At 74.9% G+C, this 21410-nt stretch carries 17 protein-coding genes; 6 read left to right on the forward strand and 11 right to left on the reverse strand.

All coding sequences use genetic code 11. The features are described 5' to 3' along the window. Positions 1-2: 2 nt before the first annotated feature. From HZZ00_RS26495 to HZZ00_RS26505, 3 genes are read right to left on the reverse strand one after another with little or no spacing between them, the layout of a single operon-like run. Positions 3-2387, reverse strand: a complete 2385-nt coding sequence (locus HZZ00_RS26495; protein ID WP_180328805.1) for a xanthine dehydrogenase family protein molybdopterin-binding subunit — start codon at positions 2385-2387, stop codon at positions 3-5. Positions 2388-2389: 2 nt separating this feature from the next. After that, the gene (locus HZZ00_RS26500) at positions 2390-2962 is read right to left on the reverse strand and encodes a (2Fe-2S)-binding protein (protein ID WP_180328806.1); all 573 of its coding nucleotides are present in this window, start codon (positions 2960-2962) and stop codon (positions 2390-2392) included. Next, positions 2962-3855 (reverse strand): xanthine dehydrogenase family protein subunit M, encoded by an 894-nt coding sequence (locus tag HZZ00_RS26505; RefSeq protein WP_180328807.1) that lies wholly within the window; start codon positions 3853-3855, stop codon positions 2962-2964. Before HZZ00_RS26505 ends, HZZ00_RS26500 begins: the two co-directional genes overlap by 1 nt. 364 nt (positions 3856-4219) lie before the next feature. On the opposite strand from HZZ00_RS26505, the gene HZZ00_RS26510 reads away from it, so the two are divergent. From HZZ00_RS26510 to HZZ00_RS26520, 3 genes are all read left to right on the forward strand, one after another. Next, the gene (locus HZZ00_RS26510; RefSeq protein ID WP_180328808.1) at positions 4220-5902 is read left to right on the forward strand and encodes a PucR family transcriptional regulator ligand-binding domain-containing protein; all 1683 of its coding nucleotides are present in this window, start codon (positions 4220-4222) and stop codon (positions 5900-5902) included. Positions 5903-6066: 164 nt separating this feature from the next. Then, entirely contained in the window at positions 6067-6834 is a 768-nt protein-coding gene (locus HZZ00_RS26515) for a hypothetical protein (protein WP_074994022.1), read from the forward strand. Positions 6835-6930: 96 nt separating this feature from the next. Further along, a complete protein-coding gene (locus HZZ00_RS26520) occupies positions 6931-7440 on the forward strand; it encodes a DUF2231 domain-containing protein (protein WP_180328809.1) in 510 nt (169 codons plus the stop codon). Positions 7441-7534: 94 nt separating this feature from the next. Here the strand turns inward: HZZ00_RS26520 and HZZ00_RS26525 are convergent, their stop codons facing one another. Beyond that, on the reverse strand, positions 7535-8344 hold the full coding sequence (locus HZZ00_RS26525; RefSeq protein WP_180328810.1) for a GntR family transcriptional regulator: 810 nt from the start codon (positions 8342-8344) through the stop codon (positions 7535-7537). Between the two features lie 545 nt (positions 8345-8889). On the opposite strand from HZZ00_RS26525, the gene HZZ00_RS26530 reads away from it, so the two are divergent. Continuing rightward, a complete protein-coding gene (locus HZZ00_RS26530) occupies positions 8890-9933 on the forward strand; it encodes a DUF2637 domain-containing protein (protein ID WP_070025587.1) in 1044 nt (347 codons plus the stop codon). 76 nt (positions 9934-10009) lie between these two features. Here the strand turns inward: HZZ00_RS26530 and HZZ00_RS26535 are convergent, their stop codons facing one another. The 3 genes from HZZ00_RS26535 to HZZ00_RS26545 all read right to left on the reverse strand — a co-directional run bounded on the left by HZZ00_RS26535 (position 10010) and on the right by HZZ00_RS26545 (position 14436). Continuing rightward, positions 10010-10384: an ATP-binding protein gene (locus HZZ00_RS26535; RefSeq protein ID WP_180333719.1), complete on the reverse strand. Its 375-nt coding sequence runs from the start codon at positions 10382-10384 to the stop codon at positions 10010-10012. 1334 nt (positions 10385-11718) lie between these two features. Then, positions 11719-13461: a pyruvate dehydrogenase gene (locus tag HZZ00_RS26540; RefSeq protein WP_074994016.1), complete on the reverse strand. Its 1743-nt coding sequence runs from the start codon at positions 13459-13461 to the stop codon at positions 11719-11721. 72 nt (positions 13462-13533) lie between these two features. Next, on the reverse strand, positions 13534-14436 hold the full coding sequence (locus tag HZZ00_RS26545) for a protein phosphatase 2C domain-containing protein (protein WP_374028485.1): 903 nt from the start codon (positions 14434-14436) through the stop codon (positions 13534-13536). Positions 14437-15179: 743 nt separating this feature from the next. Between HZZ00_RS26545 and HZZ00_RS26550 the strand changes: the two genes are divergently transcribed. Beyond that, a complete protein-coding gene (locus HZZ00_RS26550) occupies positions 15180-16166 on the forward strand; it encodes a LuxR family transcriptional regulator (RefSeq protein WP_180328811.1) in 987 nt (328 codons plus the stop codon). A gap of 61 nt (positions 16167-16227) precedes the next feature. Here HZZ00_RS26550 and HZZ00_RS26555 read toward each other — a convergent pair whose 3' ends face one another. Together HZZ00_RS26555 and HZZ00_RS26560 are read right to left on the reverse strand one after the other, a co-directional pair. Beyond that, the gene (locus tag HZZ00_RS26555; RefSeq protein WP_180333721.1) at positions 16228-17445 is read right to left on the reverse strand and encodes an SGNH/GDSL hydrolase family protein; all 1218 of its coding nucleotides are present in this window, start codon (positions 17443-17445) and stop codon (positions 16228-16230) included. Between the two features lie 120 nt (positions 17446-17565). Then, a complete protein-coding gene (locus HZZ00_RS26560) occupies positions 17566-18549 on the reverse strand; it encodes an alpha/beta fold hydrolase (protein WP_374028486.1) in 984 nt (327 codons plus the stop codon). 133 nt (positions 18550-18682) lie between these two features. On the opposite strand from HZZ00_RS26560, the gene HZZ00_RS26565 reads away from it, so the two are divergent. After that, positions 18683-19288 (forward strand): TetR/AcrR family transcriptional regulator, encoded by a 606-nt coding sequence (locus tag HZZ00_RS26565; protein WP_180328813.1) that lies wholly within the window; start codon positions 18683-18685, stop codon positions 19286-19288. 163 nt (positions 19289-19451) lie between these two features. Here the strand turns inward: HZZ00_RS26565 and HZZ00_RS26570 are convergent, their stop codons facing one another. Together HZZ00_RS26570 and HZZ00_RS26575 are read right to left on the reverse strand one after the other, a co-directional pair. Continuing rightward, positions 19452-19943, reverse strand: a complete 492-nt coding sequence (locus HZZ00_RS26570; RefSeq protein ID WP_180328814.1) for a methylated-DNA--[protein]-cysteine S-methyltransferase — start codon at positions 19941-19943, stop codon at positions 19452-19454. Further along, positions 19940-21340, reverse strand: coding sequence for a DNA-3-methyladenine glycosylase 2 family protein (locus HZZ00_RS26575; RefSeq protein ID WP_180328815.1), 1401 nt, complete (start codon positions 21338-21340; stop codon positions 19940-19942). The genes HZZ00_RS26570 and HZZ00_RS26575 overlap by 4 nt, the downstream gene beginning before the upstream one ends. Between the last annotated feature and the right edge of the window lie 70 nt (positions 21341-21410).

Here is a 21410-nt window from a genome sequence, read left to right on the forward strand (position 1 = left end):
GGCTACGCGGTGCCAGTGAGGTGTTCCGGGCGCACCGGCGTGCGGTTCAGTTCCAGGCCCGTGGCGTCGCGGATCGCGGCCAGCACGGCCGGGGTCGAGGACAGCGTCGGGGCCTCGCCGATGCCGCGCAGGCCGTACGGGGCGTGCTCGTCGGCGAGTTCGAGGACGTCGACCGGGATGGTCGGGGTGTCGAGGATGGTCGGGATCAGATAGTCCGTGAAGGAGGGGTTGCGCACCTTCGCGGTCTTCGGGTCCACGATGATCTCCTCCATCACCGCGACACCCAGGCCCTGCGTGGTGCCGCCCTGGATCTGGCCGGTGACGGACAGCGGGTTGAGCGCCTTGCCGACGTCCTGGGCGCAGGCCAGCTCGACGACCTTGACGAGGCCCAGCTCGGTGTCCACCTCGACCACGGCGCGGTGCGCGGCGAAGGAGTACTGGACGTGTCCGTTGCCCTGCCCGGTGCGCAGGTCGAACGCCTCGGTCGGCCGGTGCCGCCACTCCTCCTCGACCTCCACGGCCTCGCCCTCCAGGACGTCGACCAGGTCGGCAAGCGCCTCGCCGCCGTCGGTGACGACCTTGCCACCCTCCAGCAGCAACTCCGCGGTGGCCCAGGCCGGATGGTAGGAGCCGAACTTGCGCCGGCCGATCTCCAGGACGCGCTCGCGGACAAGTTCGCAGGCGTTCTTGACGGCGCCGCCGGTGACGTACGTCTGGCGGGAGGCGGAGGTGGAGCCCGCCGAGCCCACCTGGGTGTCGGCGGGGTGGATGGTCACCCGGGAGACGCCGAGTTCGCTGCGGGCGATCTGGGCGTGCACGGTGACCCCGCCCTGGCCGACCTCCGCCATCGCGGTGTGCACGGTGGCGACCGGTTCGCCCGCGATCACCTCCATGCGCACCTTCGCGGTGGAGTAGTCGTCGAACCCCTCGGAGAAACCGACGTTCTTGATGCCGACGGCGTAGCCGATGCCGCGGACGACGCCCTCGCCGTGCGTGGTGTTGGACAGGCCGCCGGGCAGCTGCCGTACGTCGGCGCCCTCGCTGGACTCCCACTGCCGCTCGGGCGGCAGCGGCATCGCCTTGACACGGCGCAGCAGTTCGGCGACCGGGGCCGGGGAGTCGACGGGCTGTCCGGTGGGCATGAGGGTGCCCTGCTCCATGGCGTTGCGCTGCCGGAACTCCACGGGGTCCAGGCCGAGTCGGTGCGCCAGCTTGTCCATCTGCGCCTCGTAGGCGAAGCACGCCTGGACCGCGCCGAAGCCGCGCATGGCGCCGCACGGCGGGTTGTTGGTATAGAGCGCGATGGCCTCGATGTCGACGTCGTCCACGGCGTACGGTCCGACGCCGAGCGAGGAGGCGTTGCCGACGACCGCCGGGGAGGCGGAGGCGTAGGCGCCGCCGTCCAGCACGATCCGGCACTTGACGTGGGTCAGCTTGCCGTCGCGGGTGGCCCCGTGCTCGTAGTACAGCTTGGCCGGGTGACGGTGGACGTGCCCGAAAAAGGACTCGAACCGGTTGTAGACGATCTTCACGGGCTTGCCGGTGCGCAGCGCGAGCAGACAGGCGTGGATCTGCATGGACAGGTCCTCGCGGCCGCCGAACGCGCCGCCGACGCCGGCCAGGGTCATCCGCACCTTCTTCTCGGGCAGGCCGAGCACGGGCGCGATCTGGCGCAGGTCGGAGTGGAGCCACTGGGTGGCGATGTAGAGGTGGACGCCGCCGTCCTCCTCGGGGACGGCGAGGCCGGACTCGGGGCCGAGGAAGGCCTGGTCCTGCATGCCGAAGGTGTACTCGCCCCGGACGATCACGTCGGCGCGGGCGGCGGCCGCGGCCGCGTCGCCCCGGACGATCGGCTGGCGGTGCACGATGTTCGGGTGCGGGACGTGCCCGATGTGGTGGTCGTCGCGGTGTTCGTGGACGAGCACCGCGTCCGGCGCGAGGGCCGTCTCCTCGTCGGTGATCACCGGGAGTTCGCGGTAGTCCACCTTGATCTTCGCGGCGGCGCGGCGGGCGGTCTCCGGGTGGTCGGCGGCGACGATGGCGACCGGCTCGCCGTGGTGGCGCACCTTGCCGTGGGCGAGCACCGGGGTGTCCTGGATCTCCAGGCCGTAGTGCTTCACCTCGGTGGGCAGGTCGTCGTACGTCATCACGGCGTACACGCCCGGCAGGGCCAGGGCCTCGGAGGTGTCGATGGAGACGATCTCGGCGTGCGCGACGGTGGATCGCAGGATCTGGCCCCAGAGCATGTCCTCGTGCCACATGTCGGACGAGTAGGCGAACTCGCCGGTGACCTTGAGGGTGCCGTCCGGCCGGAGGGTCGACTCGCCGATGCCGCCCTTGGTGCGGGAGCCCTGCGTGATCTTCGTGGGTGCGCCGTTGGCGGGCATGGTCAGACCCCCTCGGACTGGCGGGCGGCCGCGAGGCGGACCGCGTCCATGATCTTCTCGTAGCCCGTGCAGCGGCACAGGTTGCCCGACAGCGCCTCGCGGATGTCGGCGTCGGACGGGTTCGGGTTGCGCTCCAGCAGCTCGTCGGAGGCGACGAGCAGGCCCGGGGTGCAGAACCCGCACTGGACGGCCCCCGCGTCGATGAACGCCTGCTGGATCGGGGCGAGTCCGGCGCCCTCGCCGGTCTGCGAGTCGGTGCCGCCCGCGGCCTGCCAGCCCTTGGCCGCGTCCAGGGAGGTGCCCTCGCCCTCGCCCTGGGCGCGCTGCCTGGCGAAGTCGGCCAGCCCCTCGACGGTCACCACGTCCCGGCCCTCGGCCTGCCCGGCCGCGACCAGACAGGAACAGACCGGCACGCCGTCGAGCCGGACCGTGCAGGAGCCGCACTCGCCCTGCTCGCAGGCGTTCTTGGAACCGGGCAGGCCGAGCCGCTCGCGCAGCACGTAGAGCAGGGACTCGCCCTCCCAGACGTCGTCGGCCTGCTGGGGGCGTCCGTTGACGGTGAAGTTGACGCGCATCACGCAGCTCCCTCGGTGGTGCGGCGGGCGCCGCGGTACGACTCCCAGGTCCAGGTCAGCGTCCGGCGGGCCAGCACGCCGATCGCGTGGCGGCGGTAGCTCGCGGTGCCGCGGACGTCGTCGATCGGGTTGCAGGCGGCCGCGCACAGGTCGGCGAACCGCTTGACGGCCGACGGGGTGACGACCTTCCCGTTGTCCCAGAAGCCGCCTTCCTCCAGGGCCGCGTTGAGGAACTCCTCCGCGGCCGTGGCGCGCACCGGCGTGGGCGCCGCGGAGCCGATGCCGGTGCGCACGGTGCGGGTGGCCGGGTGCAGGGCGAGCCCGAAGGCGCACACGGCGATGACCATGGCGTTGCGGGTGCCGACCTTGGAGTACTGCTGCGGTCCGTCGGCCTTCGCGATGTGCACGGCGCGGATCAGCTCGTCGGGCTGGAGCGCGTTGCGCTTGACGCCGGTGTAGAAGGCGTCGATCGGGATCATGCGGGTGCCGCGCGCGGCCGACGCCACCTCGACCTCGGCGCCGGCCGCGAGGAGCGCGGGGTGGGCGTCGCCGGCGGGCGAGGCCGTGCCGAGGTTGCCGCCGACGCCGCCGCGGTTGCGGATCTGCGGGGAGGCGACCGTGTGCGCGGCGAGCGCGAGGCCCGGCAGCTCGGCACGGAGCCGCTCCATGATCGCGGTGTACGGCACGGAGGCGCCCAGCCGTACGGTGTCCTCGCCGGCCTCCCATTCGTAGAGTTCGCCGACTCGGTTGAGGTCGAGCAGGTACTCGGGCCTGCGGTGGTCGAAGTTGATCTCGACCATCACATCGGTGCCACCCGCAATCGGCACAGCGGTGGGATGCTCGGCCTTCGCGGCGAGCGCCTCCTCCCAGCTGGCGGGGCGAAGGAAGTCCATGACCGGCTCTCTTCTTCGTCTCGTGGGTTGTGCGAGGTGAGCCAATCCGTGTGCGGCGGGCGCGGCTCGTTCCTGTCCTGTTGACGCGGAGTGGAGCCAGTACACCGCCGCGTACTCCGGCGGGGTCAGTCACCGAAACCATGAAGGAGTTCGCTGGCCAGGCCGAGCATCTTGTAGATTCGTATGAACGGAGGACATCGGAATCCTCTCCGTTTCTCCCGGCACACGGGTAAGCGGCTTCCCGCCGGCGGCGGGAGCGGCGGCGGAGATACCGAGCGGGCCCCGGGGCGCCGCGCCGGTCGCTCCCCCTTCACCCTCCCAAGATCCATCGTAGATTTCGAGACACAGAAACGGCGGCGACGAGATGCGGCTGCGCGCACTGCTGGACACCGATGCGCTGGGCCTGCTGCTGCTCGGCGGCGAGGACGAGCTGGACCGCTCGGTGCGCGGTGTGATGACGACCGACCTGCGCGACCCCAGCCGCTACCTCTCCGGCGGTGAGCTGGTGCTGACCGGCCTGGCCTGGCGCCGGGACGCGGCGGATTCCGAGCCTTTCGTGCGCATCCTGGTGCAGGCCGGGGTGGCGGCCCTCGCATCCGGCACCGCCGAGCTGGGCGGAGTGCCGGAGGACCTGGTGGCGGCCTGTGCCAAGCACCGGCTGCCGCTGTTCGCGGTGGACGAGTCGGTCTCCTTCGCCACGGTCACCGAGCATGTCGTGCGCCAGGTCTCCGGCGAGCGCGCCGGGGACCTGGCCGCCGTCGTGGACCGGCACCGCCGGATGATGACCTCGGGCCCGGCGGGCGGCGGCCCGGACGTGGTGCTCGACCTGCTCGGCTCGGACCTGGACATGCGCGCCTGGGTGCTCTCCCCCACCGGCCGGCTGATCGCCGGTTCCAAGGTGGCGGGCCCGGCCCTGCCCGCCGAGACCTGCGCCCGGCTGGCCGCCGAGCACCTGGCCGCCACCCGCAGCGGCAGGCGCGGCCCGCACCGGGTGCCGCTGGGCGGCACGACGTACTCGCTCTTCCCGGTCCGCTCCTCGGGGCGCGCCCCGCAGGCCGTCCGCGACGTGCGCGAGACGGTGCTCTCGGACTGGCTGCTGGCCGTGGAGGCGGACGCGGGCGACTGGCCCGAGCAGCGCATGGACCTGCTCCAGGGCGTCACCCAGCTGATAGCCGTCGAGCGCGACCGCCGGGAGGCGGCCCGCACGGTGCGGCGCCGGCTCGCCCAGGAGGTCCTGGAACTGGTGCAGACGGGCGCCGCGCCCGCCGAGATCGCCGCCCGGCTGCGGGTCGCCGCGCCGGTGCTGCTGCCCGGACTCGGGGCGGCCCCGCACTGGCAGGTCGTGGTGGCCCGGGTGGAGTGGGAGGGCGAGGAGATCGAGGGCGGTCCGGTGGCCCAGTCCCTGCTGGAGGAGGTACTGGTCGATCCGCTGGCGACCGGCCCCGAGCCGTCCGACCGCATCGCCGTGGCGCACACCGGTGACGAGGCGGTCGCCCTGGTGCCGCTGCCCGCCGTGCCCGCCGTCGCGGCCGACCACGAGGGCGCGGAGACCGGTCTGCTCGCCGACGCCCTGCTGCGGGCGGTGCGCGAGCCGCTGGCGGCGGGCCTGGACGACGACGGGCGGCTCACCCTCGGCGTCAGCGCGGCCGTGCACTCGGCGGAGGGCCTGCGCGGCGCCCTGGAGGAGGCCCGGCACGCCCGCCGGGTGGCGGCGGCCCGCCCCGGCCGGGTCTGCGCGGCCGGCCACCAGGAGCTGGCCAGCCACGTCCTGCTGCTCCCCTTCGTCCCGGACGACGTGCGCCGCGCCTTCACGGCCCGGCTGCTGGACCCGCTGAAGGACTACGACCGCCGGCACCGGGCGGAGCTGATCCCGACCCTGGAGGCGTTCCTGGACTGCGACGGCTCCTGGACGCGCTGCGCCACCCGGCTCCACCTGCACGTCAACACGCTGCGCTACCGGGTCGGCCGGATCGAGCAGTTGACGGGGCGCGATCTGTCCCGCCTGGAGGACAAGCTCGACTTCTTCCTGGCACTGCGGATGAGCTGAACCGAACCGGGCGAAGCGGACGAAGCACGGCGTGCCGGCTCCCCGCCACTTTGTGAAAAGTTTCACCCACCCTCTTGGCCCCGCCACTCGATCGGTGCTGGAATGCGGCCACCACTCATGGGCTCGATGGCGTGCTAGGGGAGGTCAACGTGGCGCATACCGCCATGTCTGGGAACGGAACGACCGCCGGTGACGATCCTCTCCAGACCGCGGTATGGAGGCTGCGCTCGCGGGCCTGCTGGGCCGACGCCGCGGCCCTGCTGCCACCCGACAGCCCGGGCGCGGCGCTGCAACGGGCCATGCTGCTGGTCGAACGCTGCCTGTACACCGAGCGCGGCTGGGCGGACGCGGAGGACGCGCTGCGGACGGCGGAGGCGCTCGCGCACACCGACGAGGAGCGGGGCGCGGCCGCCTGCGAACGCGGCCAGCTCGCCTACGCCGCGACCCTGCACGGCGTGCGGGACCGGGTGGACGAGGCGCGGGCGGCGCTGGGGCGGGCGGCGGCGCTGATCCCGCCGGGGGCGGCGGGCCGGGCGCTGCTGGACTTCCGCCGGGGGCTGCTCGCGGAGAACCTGTCCCGTTCGCCGCAGGCGGCGCGGGCCGCCTACCGCCGGGCGCACGCGGGCGCCACCGCGCACGCGGACCCGCTGCTGCTGTCGTTCACCTGGCGCCATCTCGCCGGACTCGCCCTGCGCGACGGGGAGTTGGCGGAGGCCCGGCACGGTTTCGCCGAGTCCCTGCGGATCCGGGAGGAGCTGGGCTACCTGGTGGGCACGGCGCCGGCCCTGGTGTCGCTGGCCGACACCGAGGAGGAACCGGCCGCGTCCCGGCTGCGGGAGGAGGCCCGCCGCCTGTTCCGCCTCCTGGGCGGCGTACCGACCTGGCTGGCGGCCCAGCTGGCCCCGCCGGCGGCCGGGACCGCGACCGCGTGAGCGGAGGTGGCCGGGGGGACGGGGTGCTCAGAGGGAACTGAGAGACGGCTGTGCCAGTCTGACGCGCCCCGAGCCCCCACTCCAGGAGAACGTCGGATGACACTCGTCAACGGCCTGCCGGCCCACGTCCTGCTCGTGCACGTCGTCGTGGTCCTGATACCCCTGACGGCCCTCGCCCTGATGGCGGCGGCGCTGTGGCCGCGGGCCGCGCGGCGGCTGGGCGTGCTGCTGCCCGTGCTGGCCTTCGTCGGGCTCGTCAGCGTGCCGCTGACCACCAACGCGGGCGAGTGGCTGGAGCGGCACGTCGACTCCGACCCACTGGTGCGCAGGCACACCGAACTGGGCGACGGGCTGCTGCCGTGGGCCCTCGGCCTCTTCGTCCTCGCGGCGTTCGTGTGGTGGGCGGGACGCCGCACGGCGGGCGCCGAGCGCGGCGGGCGCTGGTCCGCGCTTCCGGTGCGGGTCGTGGTGGGCGTGCTGTCCGTGGTCGTCGCGGTGGGCGCGGTGGTGGACGTGTACCGGATCGGAGACTCCGGGGCGAAGGCGGCGTGGCACGACGGCTTCTCGAAGACGGCGCACGAGGAGCGCGGTTCCGACGGGTCCTGAGGCGGCGGCCCGCCGTCGCGGCGGGCCGCGTACCACCGGCCGGGTGCCTCCCCGAGGCGCCCGGCCGGTGTTTTCGTGCGGCCCGGGGCGCCGGTCAGCTCGCGCCCGCGAAGTGCTCGGTCACCAGTCCCGGCACCACGTCGAGGTCCCCGGCGACCAGCGCGTCCAGCAGGGTCACGTGTTCGGCCGCGTCCGCGGCCAGGTCCGCGCGCGCGTGGCGGACGGTGCCGCCGACGAGGGGCCACTGCGCCCGCCGGTGCAGGTCCTCCGCGATCCGGACCAGTTCCTCGTTGCCGGACAGCCCCAGCATCGCCCGGTGGAAGGCCCGGTCGGACTCGGCGTACGCGGCCGGGCAGCCCGAGGCCGCCGCCCGCACCGAATCCTCCGCCAGCGGCCGCAGCGCCGCCCACCGCTCCGCCGGCACCGTCCGGGCCAGCCGCAGCATCACGGGGACCTCGATCAGCTCCCGCACCTCCGCCAGCTCGGCCAGCTCGCGCGCCCCGCGTTCCACCACCCGGAACCCGCGGTTGGGCACCACCTCGACGGCGCCCTCCAGGGCGAGCTGCTGCATGGCCTCCCGCACGGGCGTGGCCGAGACCCCGAAGCGCTCCCCGAGCACCGGCGCCGAGTACACCTCGCCCGGCCTCAGCTCCCCGGTCACCAGCGCCGTGCGCAGCGCCTCCAGGATCTGTCCGCGCACCGAGGACCGGCGCACCGAAGGGCGCTCGGCCGCGGCCGACGGACCGGCGACCGGCCGGTCACCGTGCGTGAGACCGCCCGGTACGGCCCCCGGCGCACCGGCGTCCGGCTCGCGCGCCGGGCGCTCGGCGCGCGCCGGGCGCTGTTGCGCCGGCACCCGCGCGCCGTTCCGCGCCCCGGCGGAGCCCTGCACGCCCTGCTTCACCGGGTCCTCCTGGCGGCTTGTCGGTACTTGGGGTCATTAACAACGGCTTGTCGGTTGTTCGTCAAGCACCTTAGACATACCGAGCGGCAGGTCAAACTCGATCGAGGCAGGTAAGGGAAGGCTCACCTCACCAATTCGCCCGCTCGCCGGGGCGGGCTCCGCACCGAAGCACCACATCTTCCCCACCACCCGACCGCCGCACCACCGGAAGCACCAACAACCGGGCCCGGGAGGCCGCCTGACGGGCCCTCAACGACAGAAGAGCCCCGGCCGTCCATTAAGATCGACGCGAATCGGACCGCGCCGTACGGACAGGTGATTCACAACTTCCTCACCTCTCGCAGGAACTTTCCGAGGAACCATCCGTACGGGTAGTCTTATTCGAACTCAACTCCCGCCCCTCACGCGGTAGTTCGAGCAGAACGCCGTCCCTGGGCATCCCCTCGCACCTTCTTGGCGGCCTCTTGCCGCGAAACCCCCTGAGGGCCGCCGGGAGTGGGCCACTATGGCGGGCGTTACGCCCTATCCCAATGCAAGGGACCCCTATGAGACTGACCGACATATCGCTGAACTGGCTGCTTCCCGGCGCCGTACTGCTCCTGGGCATGCTGGCGGCGGTGGCGGTGCTCGTGCGCGGCAAGCGCTCCTCCGGGGAGAACGCGAACGCGGACGACTCCTGGGAGCGCAGCGAGGAGCGCCGCAGGCGCAAGGAGGCCATCTACGGCACCGCCTCCTACGTGCTGCTGTTCTGCTGTGCGGCGGTGGCGGCCGCCCTGTCCTTCCACGGCCTGGTCGGCTTCGGCGAGCAGAACCTCGGGCTGAGCGACGGCTGGCAGTACCTGGTGCCGTTCGGCCTGGACGGCGCGGCCATGTTCTGCTCCGTGCTCGCCGTGCGCGAGGCCAGCCACGGTGACGCGGCGCTCGGCTCGCGCATCCTCGTGTGGCTGTTCGCGGCGGCCGCGGCCTGGTTCAACTGGGTGCACGCGCCGCGCGGCGCCGGGCACGCGGGCGCCCCTCAGTTCTTCTCCGGTATGTCCCTGTCCGCGGCCGTCCTGTTCGACCGCGCGCTGAAGCAGACCCGCCGTGCGGCGCTGCGTGAGCAGGGTCTGGTGCCGCGTCCGCTGCCGCAGATCCGCATCGTGCGCTGGCTGCGGGCGCCCCGCGAGACCTACCGTGCCTGGTCGCTGATGCTGCTGGAGGGCGTGCGCAGCCTCGACGAGGCCGTCGAGGAGGTCCGCGAGGACAAGCGGCAGAAGGAGCAGGCGCGGCAGCGGCGGCGCGAGCAGGAGCGGATGGAGCGCGCCCAGCTCAAGGCGATCAGCCGGGGCCACGGGCGGCTGGTGGGCCGTCCCGGCGGCCGGCAGGTGGAGGTGCAGGCGGTGGAGCGCGGGCCCGCGCCCGCTCCCGCGGAGCCTGCCATATCGGGTACGGACCAGCTTCCGGTACCGTCCCGTCCCTCTCTTCAGCCGGTTCGCAAGGGGTCTGAGCCGGTGACCGTCGACCTCACCGCGGAGGACGACACAATGGCCCTGCCACGACTGGACTCCCTGGAGCGCAAGCTCAAGGACCTGGAGCAGCAGTTCGGCTAGTGCGGCCGGGAGCCACGGCTCCTCATGGGTCGGGGGCGTGACCGCCGGTCACGCCCCCGACCCATGTCCGCGTGCCTCAGGCCGCTTCGGCGCCCAGTTCGAACCACACCGACTTGCCGACCCCGTGCGGCCGGACGCCCCAGGCGTCGGCGAGGGACTCCACCAGGACCATGCCCCGGCCGTGGGTGTCGTCGTCCGGCTGGGGGCTGCGCACCTGGGGTCTTCGGGGCACGAAGTCCCGTACCTCCACACGGAGTCCGCCGGGCGCCACGACGGCGGTGAGCACGGCGTCGTCGTCGGTGTGGACGAGCGCGTTGGTGACCAGTTCGCTGGTGAGCAGCTCGGCGATCTCCGACTGTCCCGGCTTGCCCCAGTCCCGCAACAGCTCCCGCAGCTCCCGCCGCGCCTCCGGCACGGCCCGCAGGTCCGCCCGCCCGAGTCTGCGCCACAACCGCTGCGGGTACTGCGTCCCGGCTTCGGCACGAAGGCCGTGCCGGGCGCCCGCCCTCCCCCGCGCTGCGCCCTCACCGGCGCGACGGCCGTCCTCCCGTCCGGACCCCGCGCCGGCCCTGTGACCGGGCTCCCGTCCGGACCCCGCGCCGCCACCGTGCCCGCCGTCCCGGGCGTCCGCGGCCGCGGCGGCCCTCTCTCGCATGGTGTCCGCGGTCGCACCGCCGTTCTTCCGCGCGGTGTCCACCACGGGGCCCCGCCGCTGCCGCGCGGCACGGGGGCGGCGGCCCGCGGGGTCGGTGACGGGGACCGCCGTGTCGCTCACGGCAGCGGCCGGCACCCCGGCCATGCCTCCCGGGACGTCCGCGCCCCCGCCCGGACCGGCCTCCTCGACGAGCGGTTCCGCGCCCCGGCCGTACCCCTCGGCCACCGGGCCCCCGCCCGGCCCCGGTCCCTGGGCCAGGGCGCCCGTGACCCGGCCGGCCCTCTCACGCGCGTCGTCCGGGGGACTCCCCCCGTGTCCCCTCACGGCATCCGCGCCACCGCCGGTCTCCGGCCGCGCACCGCCGACGGCGCTCCCGGTCCCGATGGCAAGACCGTCCCGGGCGCCGCCCGTGTCGGCCGGCCGCCCGCGCCCGTCTCCCCATGCCTCCGCGAGCTGCCCCGAGCCGCCCTCCGCGGCTGCCGCGAAACGCGCCAGGCGCCCGCCCTCGGCCTCGGCCTCGGCCTCCGGCAGCAGCCCCACCGGCTGCCGCGCCGGCCGCGGCGATCGTCCCGGCGTCTCCCGTAAGGACCGCGCCCCGCGTCCCGCCGTCCCGTCCACGGCCGCCGGCAACCGCCCCGCCTGCTCCCCCGCCGGCTGTGCCCCTCGCCCAGCCTGCCCCTCCACCGCCTCCGGCATCCGCCCGGCCGGCTCCCCCACGGCGTCCCCAAGGCGTCCCGCCGCTTCCCCCACGGTTTCCCCCGTTCCGTCCTCCGGCTCCGGTGAAGAGGTGCCCGTGGTCGCGGGACCTCCTCGTGCCTGCCTGTTCATGGCCCCCGCCCGCACGCCGCTCGAACCCTGCCCCTTCTGGTCGAACACGTTCACGGGGGATGCTTGCCCAGCCCTCACCACGGCAGTCCTGGGGGCGGGGCGATGACCCGCGGTTCGGCCACCGACAGGGGCCCGCGGGCCGGGCGCGGGGTGCGCGCGGTGGCCGAAGGAGCACCCGTGCGGGGGCCGCCTGGCGCCGCTGACGCCCCGTGACGGCGGGGCAGCCGCGTCCGGCACGGGCGGTCGGCATGTCGTCACGGGCCGTGAAACTGGCCGAAATCCGCTCCCCGGTCCGGGTGGTGTCAGGGGCGCGGCACGTTGCGGAGGTTGGAGCGGGCCATCTGCACCATGCGGCCGACGCCGCCGTCCAGCACGATCTTGGACGCAGACAGCGCGAACCCGGTGACCATCTCGGCGCTGATCTTCGGCGGGATGGACAGCGCGTTGGGGTCGGTGACGATGTCCACCAGCGCCGGCCCCTTGTGCCGGAACGCGTCCTTGAGCGCGTCGGCCAGCTGCTTCGGCTTCTCCACCCGCACCCCGTACGCCCCGCACGCCCGGGCCACCGCGGCGAAGTCGGGGTTGGCGTTGGCCGTGCCGTACGAGGGCAGGCCGGAGACCATCATCTCCAACTCCACCATGCCGAGCGAGGAGTTGTTGAAGAGGACGACCTTGACCGGAAGGTCGTGCTGCACGAGGGTCAGGAAGTCGCCCATCAGCATGGCGAAGCCGCCGTCCCCGGACATGGACACCACCTGCCGGCGCCGGTCGGTGAACTGCGCCCCGATCGCCATGGGCAGCGCGTTCGCCATCGAGCCGTGCGAGAAGGACCCGATGATCCTGCGGCGGCCGTTGGGCGAGATGTAGCGGGCCGCCCACACGTTGCACATCCCGGTGTCCACGGTGAACACCGCGTCGTCCGCGGCGACTTCGTCGAGCACCGCGGCCACGTACTCGGGGTGGATCGGGACGTGCTTGTCGACCTTCCTGGTGTACGCCTTGACCACGCCCTCCAGCGCGTCGGCGTGCTTCTTCAGCATCCGGTCGAGGAAGCGCCGACTGGTCTTCTCCTGGACCCGGGGGGTCAGACAGCGCAGGGTCTCGCGCACATCGCCCCACACGGCGAGGTCGAGCCGGGACCGCCGGCCGAGCACCTCGGGCCGCACGTCGATCTGGGCGATCTGGACGTCGTCGGGCAGGAAGGCGTTGTACGGGAAGTCGGTGCCGAGCAGGATCAGCAGATCGCACTCGTGGGTGGCCTCGTAGGCGGCTCCGTAGCCGAGCAGCCCGCTCATGCCGACGTCGTACGGGTTGTCGTACTGGATGAACTCCTTGCCGCGCAGGGCGTGGCCCACCGGCGCCTTGAGCTTCCCGGCGAACTCCATGACCTCGGCGTGCGCCCCCGCCGTGCCGCTGCCGCAGAAGAGGGTGACCTTGCCGGCCTTGTCGATCATGTCCACCAGGGCGTCGATCTCGGCGTCGCCGGGACGGACGGTGGGCCGCGAGGTGACCAGCGCGCTCTGCGCGGACCGCTCCGGCGCGGGCTCGGCGGCGATGTCGCCGGGCAGGGCGACCACGCTGACCCCGCTCTGCCCGACCGCGTGCTGGATCGCGGTCTGCAGCAGCCGGGGCATCTGCCTGGGGCTGGAGATCAGCTCGCTGTAGTGGCTGCACTCCTGGAAGAGCCGGTCGGGGTGGGTCTCCTGGAAGTACCCGAGGCCGATCTCGCTGGAGGGGATGTGGGAGGCGAGGGCCAGCACGGGGGCCATCGAACGGTGGGCGTCGTACAGGCCGTTGACGAGGTGCAGGTTGCCGGGGCCGCAGGAGCCCGCGCAGGCGGCCAGCTTCCCGGTGATCTGGGCCTCGGCCCCGGCCGCGAAGGCGGCGGTCTCCTCGTGGCGGACGTGGACCCAGTCGATGGTGGAGTGGCGGCGCACCGCGTCCACGATCGGGTTGAGGCTGTCGCCGACCACGCCGTAGAGGCGGCGCACGCCGGCGCGGACGAGGATGTCGACGAACTGCTCGGCTACGTTCTGCTTGGCCATGTTCTCTCGTCTGCCCCTTCCGAGGTCCCGGGTGTCCGTGGTCCCGGTTCCATGGAGGCACACGAGCAGCCGTCACGCCTCCCACACGGCCGCCGCCGTACGGTCGTCGGCGTAGCCCTTGACCCGCACCCGGGTGTCCGCGAGGAACGCCGCGAGACCGGGCGCGCGGCGGCCGGACCAGCGTCGGGCCAGGTGAGCACCGAGCGCGGGCTCCTCGCGCAACGGCTCGGCCAGGCCCGTCGTACACATCACCAGGACATCACCCGGGCGGGCTAGCGAGGCATGGAAGCGGAACGGCGCCGGGTCCGGCGCGGGCCCGGCCGCAGGGACGCCGAGGCCGAGGGTGACCCGGTCGTCGTCGGACGGCTCCGCGCGTGCGGCGGGCGTGGCCCGCGGCTCGATGTCCCGGAAGGCGCCGTCCCGCAGCAGGAACAGGCCGCCGTCGCCGGTGCCGAAGAACAGCCGGGTACGGCAGTCCGGGTCGGCCGGCAGCAGCAGGCAGCGCAGGGCCGCCGTGTACTCCCGCGGGTCGTGGCCCCGTTCGACGGCGCTCGTCCGGAGCCGGCCGAGGCCCCGGTCGGTCAGCCGCTGCAGGCCGGCCCGCAGATCGGCGCGCCGGGCCGCCCGCAGGTCCTCGGCGAGGCGCCGGTGGCTGCGGCCCACCGCCCGGCCGATCCAGCGGCACGCCTCGGCCGCCGCCAGGTGCGCCTGTGGCGTGGTCCGGGCGCCGGTGGCCATCGCGACGAGCAGCAGCGCCTGCCCGCCCGTGCCGAACCGGGCGGTCAGCAGCGCGTCCCGGCGCGGCTCGCCCCGGTAGCGCGCCGAGTCCCCGCGCAGCGAGACGGAGCGCAGCGTCCACGTGCCGTACCGGGCCCCGTCCAGCACCGTGTCCGGCACCGACTCCTCCAGCGCCTCCGGTTCGGCGGCCGGCAGTGCGGTGGGCTCGGGGTCGTAGGTGGGCGGCCCGGAGCCCACGTAGTCGAGGGGGGAGGCGGGCTCGGGGGCGGGCGGGTCCGGCGCGGCCCGGGTCCCCGTGACCGTCCGCTTGACCGAGGTGAAGCGGTCGTCCAGGGAGTCGGGCGCGGCCGTGGGGCCCGTGTCCCCGGTGGCGTCGTCGTACAGGTCCCCCCACCAGTCGTCCTCGGGACGGACGGCGGGTCTTCCCCCCCTGCTGGCTCATGCCCTGATTGTCACCACGGGGGCGGTGGGAAAACGGGGCATCGGGAAAAACCGTCGCCCGGCAGGCGCCCGGGGCGGCGTGTCGGGGGACGGGTCGTACGGCCGTACGACGACGGGCCCGGACGCCGCGTGGTGGAAGGCCGCCGGGCGGCCCCACCCCCCACGGGGGGACCGCCCGGCGACGTGCGAAGTGACCCGGCCCCGTGTCCCCTCCACGTCCTCGGCACGTCCTCGGACGCTCGGACACGCACGGGCCCGGGTCACGGTCCTTCGGTACCTGGCCTTGTCGGCCACCGGTCCGACGGCCGGATCGCGGCGTGGTCGCCTCGGCCGCGGCGGCGCGACCGGACGCACGGGCGCCCCGGCCCGGCAGGTCTCCGGGCACGAATGCCGCGGTGAGGCCCACCTTGGCAGAGGCACCCGCGGTACCGCGATGATGGGCGGCGGCGGGTTTGCGTCGTGGCCGGTTTCCGCCAGCCGCGGGACCGCGGGACGGCTTGTTCTCAGACTGCTCGGACTCAGGGGAGGAACGCGGGGCGATGCTGGCGGCGATAGGGCTGGACGAGAGACACGAGGCGGCGTACCGGGCGCTGGTGGCGGTGGGCGCGGCCGAGGTGGCCGATCTGGCGCGGCGGTTGACGCTGGCGGAGCAGGACACCGAGCACGCGCTGCGCCGGCTGGAGCGGCAGGGGCTCGCGGCCCGTTCCTCGGCGCGCCCCGGCCGCTGGGTGGCGGCGCCGCCCGCGGTGGCCCTGGGCGCGCTGCTGACCCGGCAGCGGCACGAGCTGGAGCAGGCGGAGCTGGCGGCGGCGCTGCTCGCGCGGGAGTACCGGGCGGCGGCGGACGAGCCCGCGGTGCACGACCTGGTGGAGGTGGTGACCGGCGCCTCGGCGGTCGCCCAGCGTTTTCTCCAGCTCCAGCTGGGCGCCGCCGAGGAGGTGTGCGCGCTGGTGACCGGGAACCCCGTGGTGGTCTCCGCGGCGGAGAACGAGGCGGAGGAACAGGCGGCCGGGCGCGGGGTGCGCTACCGGGTGGTGGTGGAGCGGGCGGTGCTGGATGCGCCGCAGGGGCTCGGCGGGCTGGCCGCCGCGCTCGGCCGGGGCGAGCGGGTCCGGGTGGTGGACCGGGTGCCGACGAAGCTGGTCGTCGCCGACCGCTCGCTGGCGATGGTGCCGCTGACCTCGCGGAGCGCGGAGCCGGCCGCGCTGGTGGTGCACGCCAGCGGGCTGCTGGAGCTGCTGGCGGGGCTGTTCGAGTCGGTGTGGCGCGAGGCGCTGCCGCTGCGGCTGAACAGGCAGGGGGCGGCCGAGGAGGTGCCGGACGGGCCGGACGGCACCGATCTGGAGGTGCTGTCGCTGCTGCTGGCCGGGCTGACCGACGCGAGCGTGGCCAAGCAACTGGACCTGGGGCTGCGGACGGTGCAGCGCCGGGTGAAGCGGCTGATGGAGCTGGCCGGGGTGACCACCCGGCTGCAACTGGGCTGGCACGCCCACGAGCGGGGCTGGGTCGCGCGCGAGCCGGGCTGATGCGCCGCCGTCCGGTCGGCTACGGCTGCCCGTGCCGGGGGCGGTGGCGCCGAACCGCCGCTCACCCGTGGCCGGTCGGCACGGGCAGGCGGAGCGCGCGGCGGACCGTCTCGGCCACCGCGGCCATGCCCGCGTCGGTGAAGTGCAGGTGGTCGCCCGGGTCGTAGGCGGGGCGGATGCGGGTGGGGTCGGCTCGGTCGCGTACGGCGGCGTCGGCGTCGGCGACCGCGTCGAAGGCGCCGCCGGTGCGGATGAAGGCGTTGACCCGCTGCCGTACCTCCTCGCGGGCGACCGTGTAGGCGGCGTACCCGTTGAACGGGGTGAGGGTGACGCCGACGACCCGGATGCCGTGCGCGTGGGCGCGGTCGACGATGGTGCGGTAGGCGTCGGCGTAGGCGGCGGGGTCGTTGGCCGGGGGAAGGCCCTTGATGTCGTTGATGCCCTCGAAGACGACGAGGATCCGCGCGCCGGCCCGGTCCAGGGCGTCGGCGTCGAGGCGGCTGAGGGCGCTCGGCCCGGCGCCGTCGCGCAGCAGCCGGTTGCCGCCGATGCCGGCGTTGAGGACGCCCGTGCCGGAAAGGCGCGCGGCGAGCCGGTCGGGCCAGCGGCGGTTGGCGTCGGGGGTGGACCCGGTGCCGTCGGTGAGCGAGTCGCCGAAGGCCACGACGCTGCCGGTGGCGCGGCCCAGGACGTCGACCCCGGTGACGTAGTACCAGCATGTGAGGGTGGCCCGGTACGCGGAGCCGTCCGCGTCGGCGGCGTGGCCGGCGCCGTCGGCGGCCACGTAGCTGGTCTGGAGGGCGGTGGCGTGGTAGGTGGCGCGTCCGTCGTCCTCGGGGGTGTACACGGTGACGAGGAGGTCGGCGGCGGCCGGCACGGTCAGCCGCACCGGGTCGCTGACGGTCTCCCGGCCGGGCGGGACGGTGGCGGTGGCGGCGCCCCGGAACGTGGCGGCGCGCAGGGTACCGGGCGCGGCGTCCGGCCCGGCGGCCCGGCGCAGCGCGACGGTCACCGCGCCGAGCCGCAGGGGCGCGCTGCCGAACCGGTTGCTGAGCCGCACCCGCACGGCGGTGCCGCCGACGCTGAGGTGGACGACGTTGCGGACGGCCGCGCCGGGCAGCGCGGCGGCGGTGCCCGACGGCGCGGTCTCCCAACTCCCGGTCCAGCGGGACGCGTTGAGTACGGCGCCGCCCGCGGGGACGGCACCTGCGGTGGCCCGCGCGCCCGGCAGCCCCAGCGCCAGCAGCAGGACCGCGAGGACCCGTCCGACCTTGCCCATGTGCACGCCCGCCCTTCCCCGTGTTCCGCCGGAGGCGACCGTGCCACAGACCGGCGCCGCCGCGCCGCAACTCCGTCCCGTTTCCACCCGGTCGGCCCAACGGCCCGGTGGGCCGGGCGCTCAGCCGGAGACCCGGGGAGAGCGCCCCGAGACCACGCCGTCCTCGGTGGCGGCCATGAAGTCGAGCATCAGCCGGTTCGCCAGGTCCGCGTGGTCGATCTGCGGTCCGTGCCCGGTGTCCGCGACGATCTCGGCGCGGGCGCCGGGCACGAGCCGGGGCACCCGCTCGACCTGCCGGCGGGGGTGCACCAGGAGGCTGCGCTTGCCGAGCAGCAGGTACAACGGCGTGCGTATGGTGGCGAGTTCGGCGTCGGTCAGCGGCCGGGGCACCGGCCGGCGGATGCGGTAGGCGCGCACCCCGGTGTGGGTCATCGCGCGCAACTCGGGGACCACCAGCACGGGTTGCTCCAGCCAGGACGCGAGGCGGGGCCGCAGCGCCCTGGGGGCGAAGGTGGCCAGCAGGCTGGCGAAGATCCAGACGAAGAAGCGCAGCCCGACCTTCTCCAGGCCGCCGGGGTCGAGCAGGGTGACCGAGGCGAGCCGTTCGGGCCTGCGGTGGGCCTGGTTCAGGGCGAGCCAGCCGCCGTAGGAGGTGCCGACCAGGTGCACCTTGTCGAGGCCGAGCCCGGCGAGGGTCTCGTCCAGCCACCGGGCGGCGTGCTCCGGCTCGTGGATGGGGGCGCGTTGCACGCTGCGGCCGGGGTCGCCCGGGGTGTCGAGGGCGTACACGGTCCGCTCGGCGCTGAGGGCGCCGGTGTTCGGATACCACATCGCCGAGCAGCTGCCGGCGCCGTGCACCAGGACGACGGGCGTACGGTCGCGGGCCTCCCCCGCCGGGTCACCGCCCTCCCGCGCCGGTCCGGGCTCGGGGTCGTAACGGTAGACGTGGGTGGTGCCGAAGGACGTCTCCACGTCCCGTTCCCCGGACGCGGGCGCGCCCAGCGCGAACACCGCGTCGCAGGCGGCGAAGTAGCGGTCGCGCAGGGCGTCGCTGAGGAAGCGGCCGACGTCGGCCTGGGGACGGGCTGCTGCGGGCCGGGACACGGCCACCTCCGGGGCAGTCGGTTTTTCGTGATACGAACGTACCACGTCGCTGGTACAGCTGTACCATGAAGCCCGGATCAGCGAACGGCGGGCCGGACGGCACCCGTCCGCGGGACAGCGGAGAGGACGGCGGATGCCCAGGCGCGTGGACCACGCCGAGCGGCGGACCGAGATCGCGGAGGCCCTGGTGCGGGCGGCGGCCCGGCTCGGGCTGCACGCCGTGGGGATGCGCGACGTGGCCGCGGAGGCGGGCGTCTCACTCCGGCTGGTGCAGTACTACTTCGAGTCCAAGGAGAAGCTGCTGCTCTTCGGACTGCGCCACCTGGCGGAGCGGTTCGGGCAGCGGGTGGCCGCCCGGGTCGCCGCGGCCGGCCCGGAGCCGGGGCCGCGCGCGGTGATCGAGGCGCTGCTGACGGCCGCGCTGCCGGTCGACGCGGAGAGCCGTACGTTCCACCACCTCTACACCTCGTACGCCGTGCTGTCGGTGACCGACGAGGCACTGGCCGCCCAGCCGTTCATCAAGGACCCCGACGCGGCCGAGGCGACCGTGGCCGCGCTGCTCCGACAGGCGGCCGGTGCCGGGCGGTTGCGGCCCGGCACCGACCCGGGCGCGGCGGCGGCCGGCCTGCTGGCCATGTCCGCCGGACTGGGCACCGGCGTCCTGGTCGGCCAGCGCTCCGCCGAGTCCGCCGCCGAGGTGCTGGCCTACCACCTGGACCGGCTCTTCCGGCCGGAGTGAGCCGGCCTCTTCCCGGTCCTCGGGATCGCCCTCCTGTACACGTGTGTCTCCGTGGCCGGCACGATGGCGATGGCGACCTCCGAACGGGCCCGCGAGCTGGCCGTGCCGCGGATGGCCGGTGCCCGCGCGAGTAACCTCCGGCGGGCGCCGGTCCGCCGGCCCGTCAGTTGCCTCGCGGCGCCGCCAGGGCCCCCTCCAGGGTCAGCAGTCGCACCTTGCGGTCGAGGCCGCCCGCGTAGCCGGTCAGGGAGCCGTCGGCGCCGATCACCCGGTGGCAGGGGCGCAGGATCAGCAGGGGGTTGGCGCCGAGCGCTCCGCCGACGGCGCGAACGGCCGCCCGGGGCGCGCCGATCCGGGCGGCGAGCCGGCCATAGGTGACGGTGGTGCCGTACGGCACCTCGTCCATCGCGTCCCACACCCGCCGCCGGAACTCGGTGCCCTCCGCCCGCAAGGGCAGCCGGAATTCCCGGAGTTCACCGGCGAAGTAGGCGTCGAGCTGTTCGCGCACGGCGCAGAACGGCCCCGGGTCCTCCCGCAGTCCGTCCGGAACCTCCCCCGCGCAGCGCAGGGAGGTGAGCGCCCCGTCCGGGTCGGCGGTGAGCAGCAGCCGGCCGAGGGGCGAGTCGAGACGGGTGAAGCATCCGGCGGTGGTCATCGTGTCAACTCTCCTGCTGCGTAAAGGTGTTGGACGGCGTAGGTGCGCCAGGGACGCCAGGTGTCGGGCACCTGGATGCCGGGCGGGGCCACGTCGGGGTCGCCGAGGGCGCGGGCGCACAGGACGGCTGCCGTGTCCGGGTCCATCCCGGGCAGGGCGAGCAGCGCCCGCCGGGCGTCCTCCCGGTCGGCGCCCGGGTCCAGCCGGAGGGCGCCGTCGGCGAGGGCGGCGGCGAGCGCGGTCAGCGGGGCGCCGGCGCGGCAGTCCGCCTCGGCGAGCGCATCAGGTTCCGGGAAGAGGTGGGTGAGCGTGCCGCTCGGGGCGTCGAGGGTCTTGCCGTGGCGCTGGACCAGCCGCGCGGCGCCCGTGGGGCCGGCCAGGGCGCGTACGGCGGGTTCCAGGGGGTCCACGGCGCCGGGTGCGCGCAGGCCGGGGCGGGCGGCGACCAGGGGGGCGAGGCGGGGGTCGGCGGCGAGCCGTCCGTCCACCGCGTAGGGGTCGGCGTCCAGGTCGAACAGCCGCCGCAGCCGCTGCACGGCGGTGGTCAGGTCCCGCGGGTCGGTGAGGTGCAGACGGGCGTCCAGCCAGCCGCCGGGACGCGTGCCGGTGCCCGGGCGCGGTGCCCGGGTGCGTTCGGCGACGGCGGCGATCCCGGTGCCGTAGGGCAGCCGCAGGGTGCGCCGGTAGGTGCGGGCGCCGGGGCGGCCCGTGACCTCCTCGATGCCCGCCACCGCCTCCCGGGCGAGCTGGTCGAAGACGGCGGCGGCCTGGTACGGGCCCCGGTGGGCGAGGCGCAGCGGGATGCCGTTGCCCGCGGCGGCCCGGCGGGCCCCCTGGCCGCGCGGGGCGGCGGCCCGCACCTCGGTCGGCGTCGCCGCGTACACCTCGCGGACGGTGTCGTTGAACTGGCGCACGCTCGCGAACCCGGCCGCGAAAGCGATCTCGGTGACCGGGAGTTCCGTGGTCTGGAGCAGCACCCGCGCGGTGTGCGCCCGCTGCGCGCGGGCCAGCGCCACCGGCCCGGCGCCCAGCTCGGTGGTGAGCTGCCGCTGCACCTGCCGGGCGCTGTAGCCGAGGCGGGCCGCGAGCCCGGCGACGCCCTCGCGGTCCACCACTCCGTCGGCGATCAGCCGCATGGCCCGGCCGACGACGTCCGCGCGCACGTTCCACTCCGCCGAGCCCGGCACCGCGTCCGGCCGGCAGCGTCGGCAGGCCCGGAACCCGGCGCGCTGGGCGGCGGCGGCCGTCGGGAAGAACCGCACGTTGCGCCGCTTGGGCGTCACCGCGGGGCAGCTGGGCCGGCAGTAGATCCCGGTCGTCTCGACGGCGAAGAAGAACGCCCCGTCGAACCGGCCGTCCCGGCTGCGCACCGCCTCGTACCTGCTGTCCTCGTCCATCACAGGTTCCAGTGTGGGCCCCGCCCGGACGAACCGGCTGGCGGAAAACGGACACCCAGCTACGGGGTCC

Source organism: Streptomyces sp. NEAU-sy36 (genome assembly GCF_013423905.1).
In the GTDB taxonomy this organism is placed as follows: Bacteria; Actinomycetota; Actinomycetes; order Streptomycetales; family Streptomycetaceae; genus Streptomyces; species Streptomyces misionensis.

Excerpts from the sequence above, each read along its gene's own strand:
- HZZ00_RS26550 (WP_180328811.1), top strand. The coding sequence starts at position 15,180 with ATGCTGGCGGCGATAGGGCTGGACGAGAGACACGAGGCGGCGTACCGG.
- HZZ00_RS26570 (WP_180328814.1), bottom strand. The coding sequence starts at position 19,943 with ATGACCACCGCCGGATGCTTCACCCGTCTCGACTCGCCCCTCGGCCGG.
- HZZ00_RS26555 (WP_180333721.1), bottom strand. The coding sequence starts at position 17,445 with ATGGGCAAGGTCGGACGGGTCCTCGCGGTCCTGCTGCTGGCGCTGGGG.
- HZZ00_RS26575 (WP_180328815.1), bottom strand. The coding sequence starts at position 21,340 with ATGGACGAGGACAGCAGGTACGAGGCGGTGCGCAGCCGGGACGGCCGG.
- HZZ00_RS26495 (WP_180328805.1), bottom strand. The coding sequence starts at position 2,387 with ATGCCCGCCAACGGCGCACCCACGAAGATCACGCAGGGCTCCCGCACC.
- HZZ00_RS26510 (WP_180328808.1), top strand. The coding sequence starts at position 4,220 with ATGCGGCTGCGCGCACTGCTGGACACCGATGCGCTGGGCCTGCTGCTG.
- HZZ00_RS26505 (WP_180328807.1), bottom strand. The coding sequence starts at position 3,855 with ATGGACTTCCTTCGCCCCGCCAGCTGGGAGGAGGCGCTCGCCGCGAAG.
- HZZ00_RS26540 (WP_074994016.1), bottom strand. The coding sequence starts at position 13,461 with ATGGCCAAGCAGAACGTAGCCGAGCAGTTCGTCGACATCCTCGTCCGC.
- HZZ00_RS26565 (WP_180328813.1), top strand. The coding sequence starts at position 18,683 with ATGCCCAGGCGCGTGGACCACGCCGAGCGGCGGACCGAGATCGCGGAG.
- HZZ00_RS26515 (WP_074994022.1), top strand. The coding sequence starts at position 6,067 with ATGTCTGGGAACGGAACGACCGCCGGTGACGATCCTCTCCAGACCGCG.
- HZZ00_RS26500 (WP_180328806.1), bottom strand. The coding sequence starts at position 2,962 with ATGCGCGTCAACTTCACCGTCAACGGACGCCCCCAGCAGGCCGACGAC.
- HZZ00_RS26520 (WP_180328809.1), top strand. The coding sequence starts at position 6,931 with ATGACACTCGTCAACGGCCTGCCGGCCCACGTCCTGCTCGTGCACGTC.
- HZZ00_RS26530 (WP_070025587.1), top strand. The coding sequence starts at position 8,890 with ATGAGACTGACCGACATATCGCTGAACTGGCTGCTTCCCGGCGCCGTA.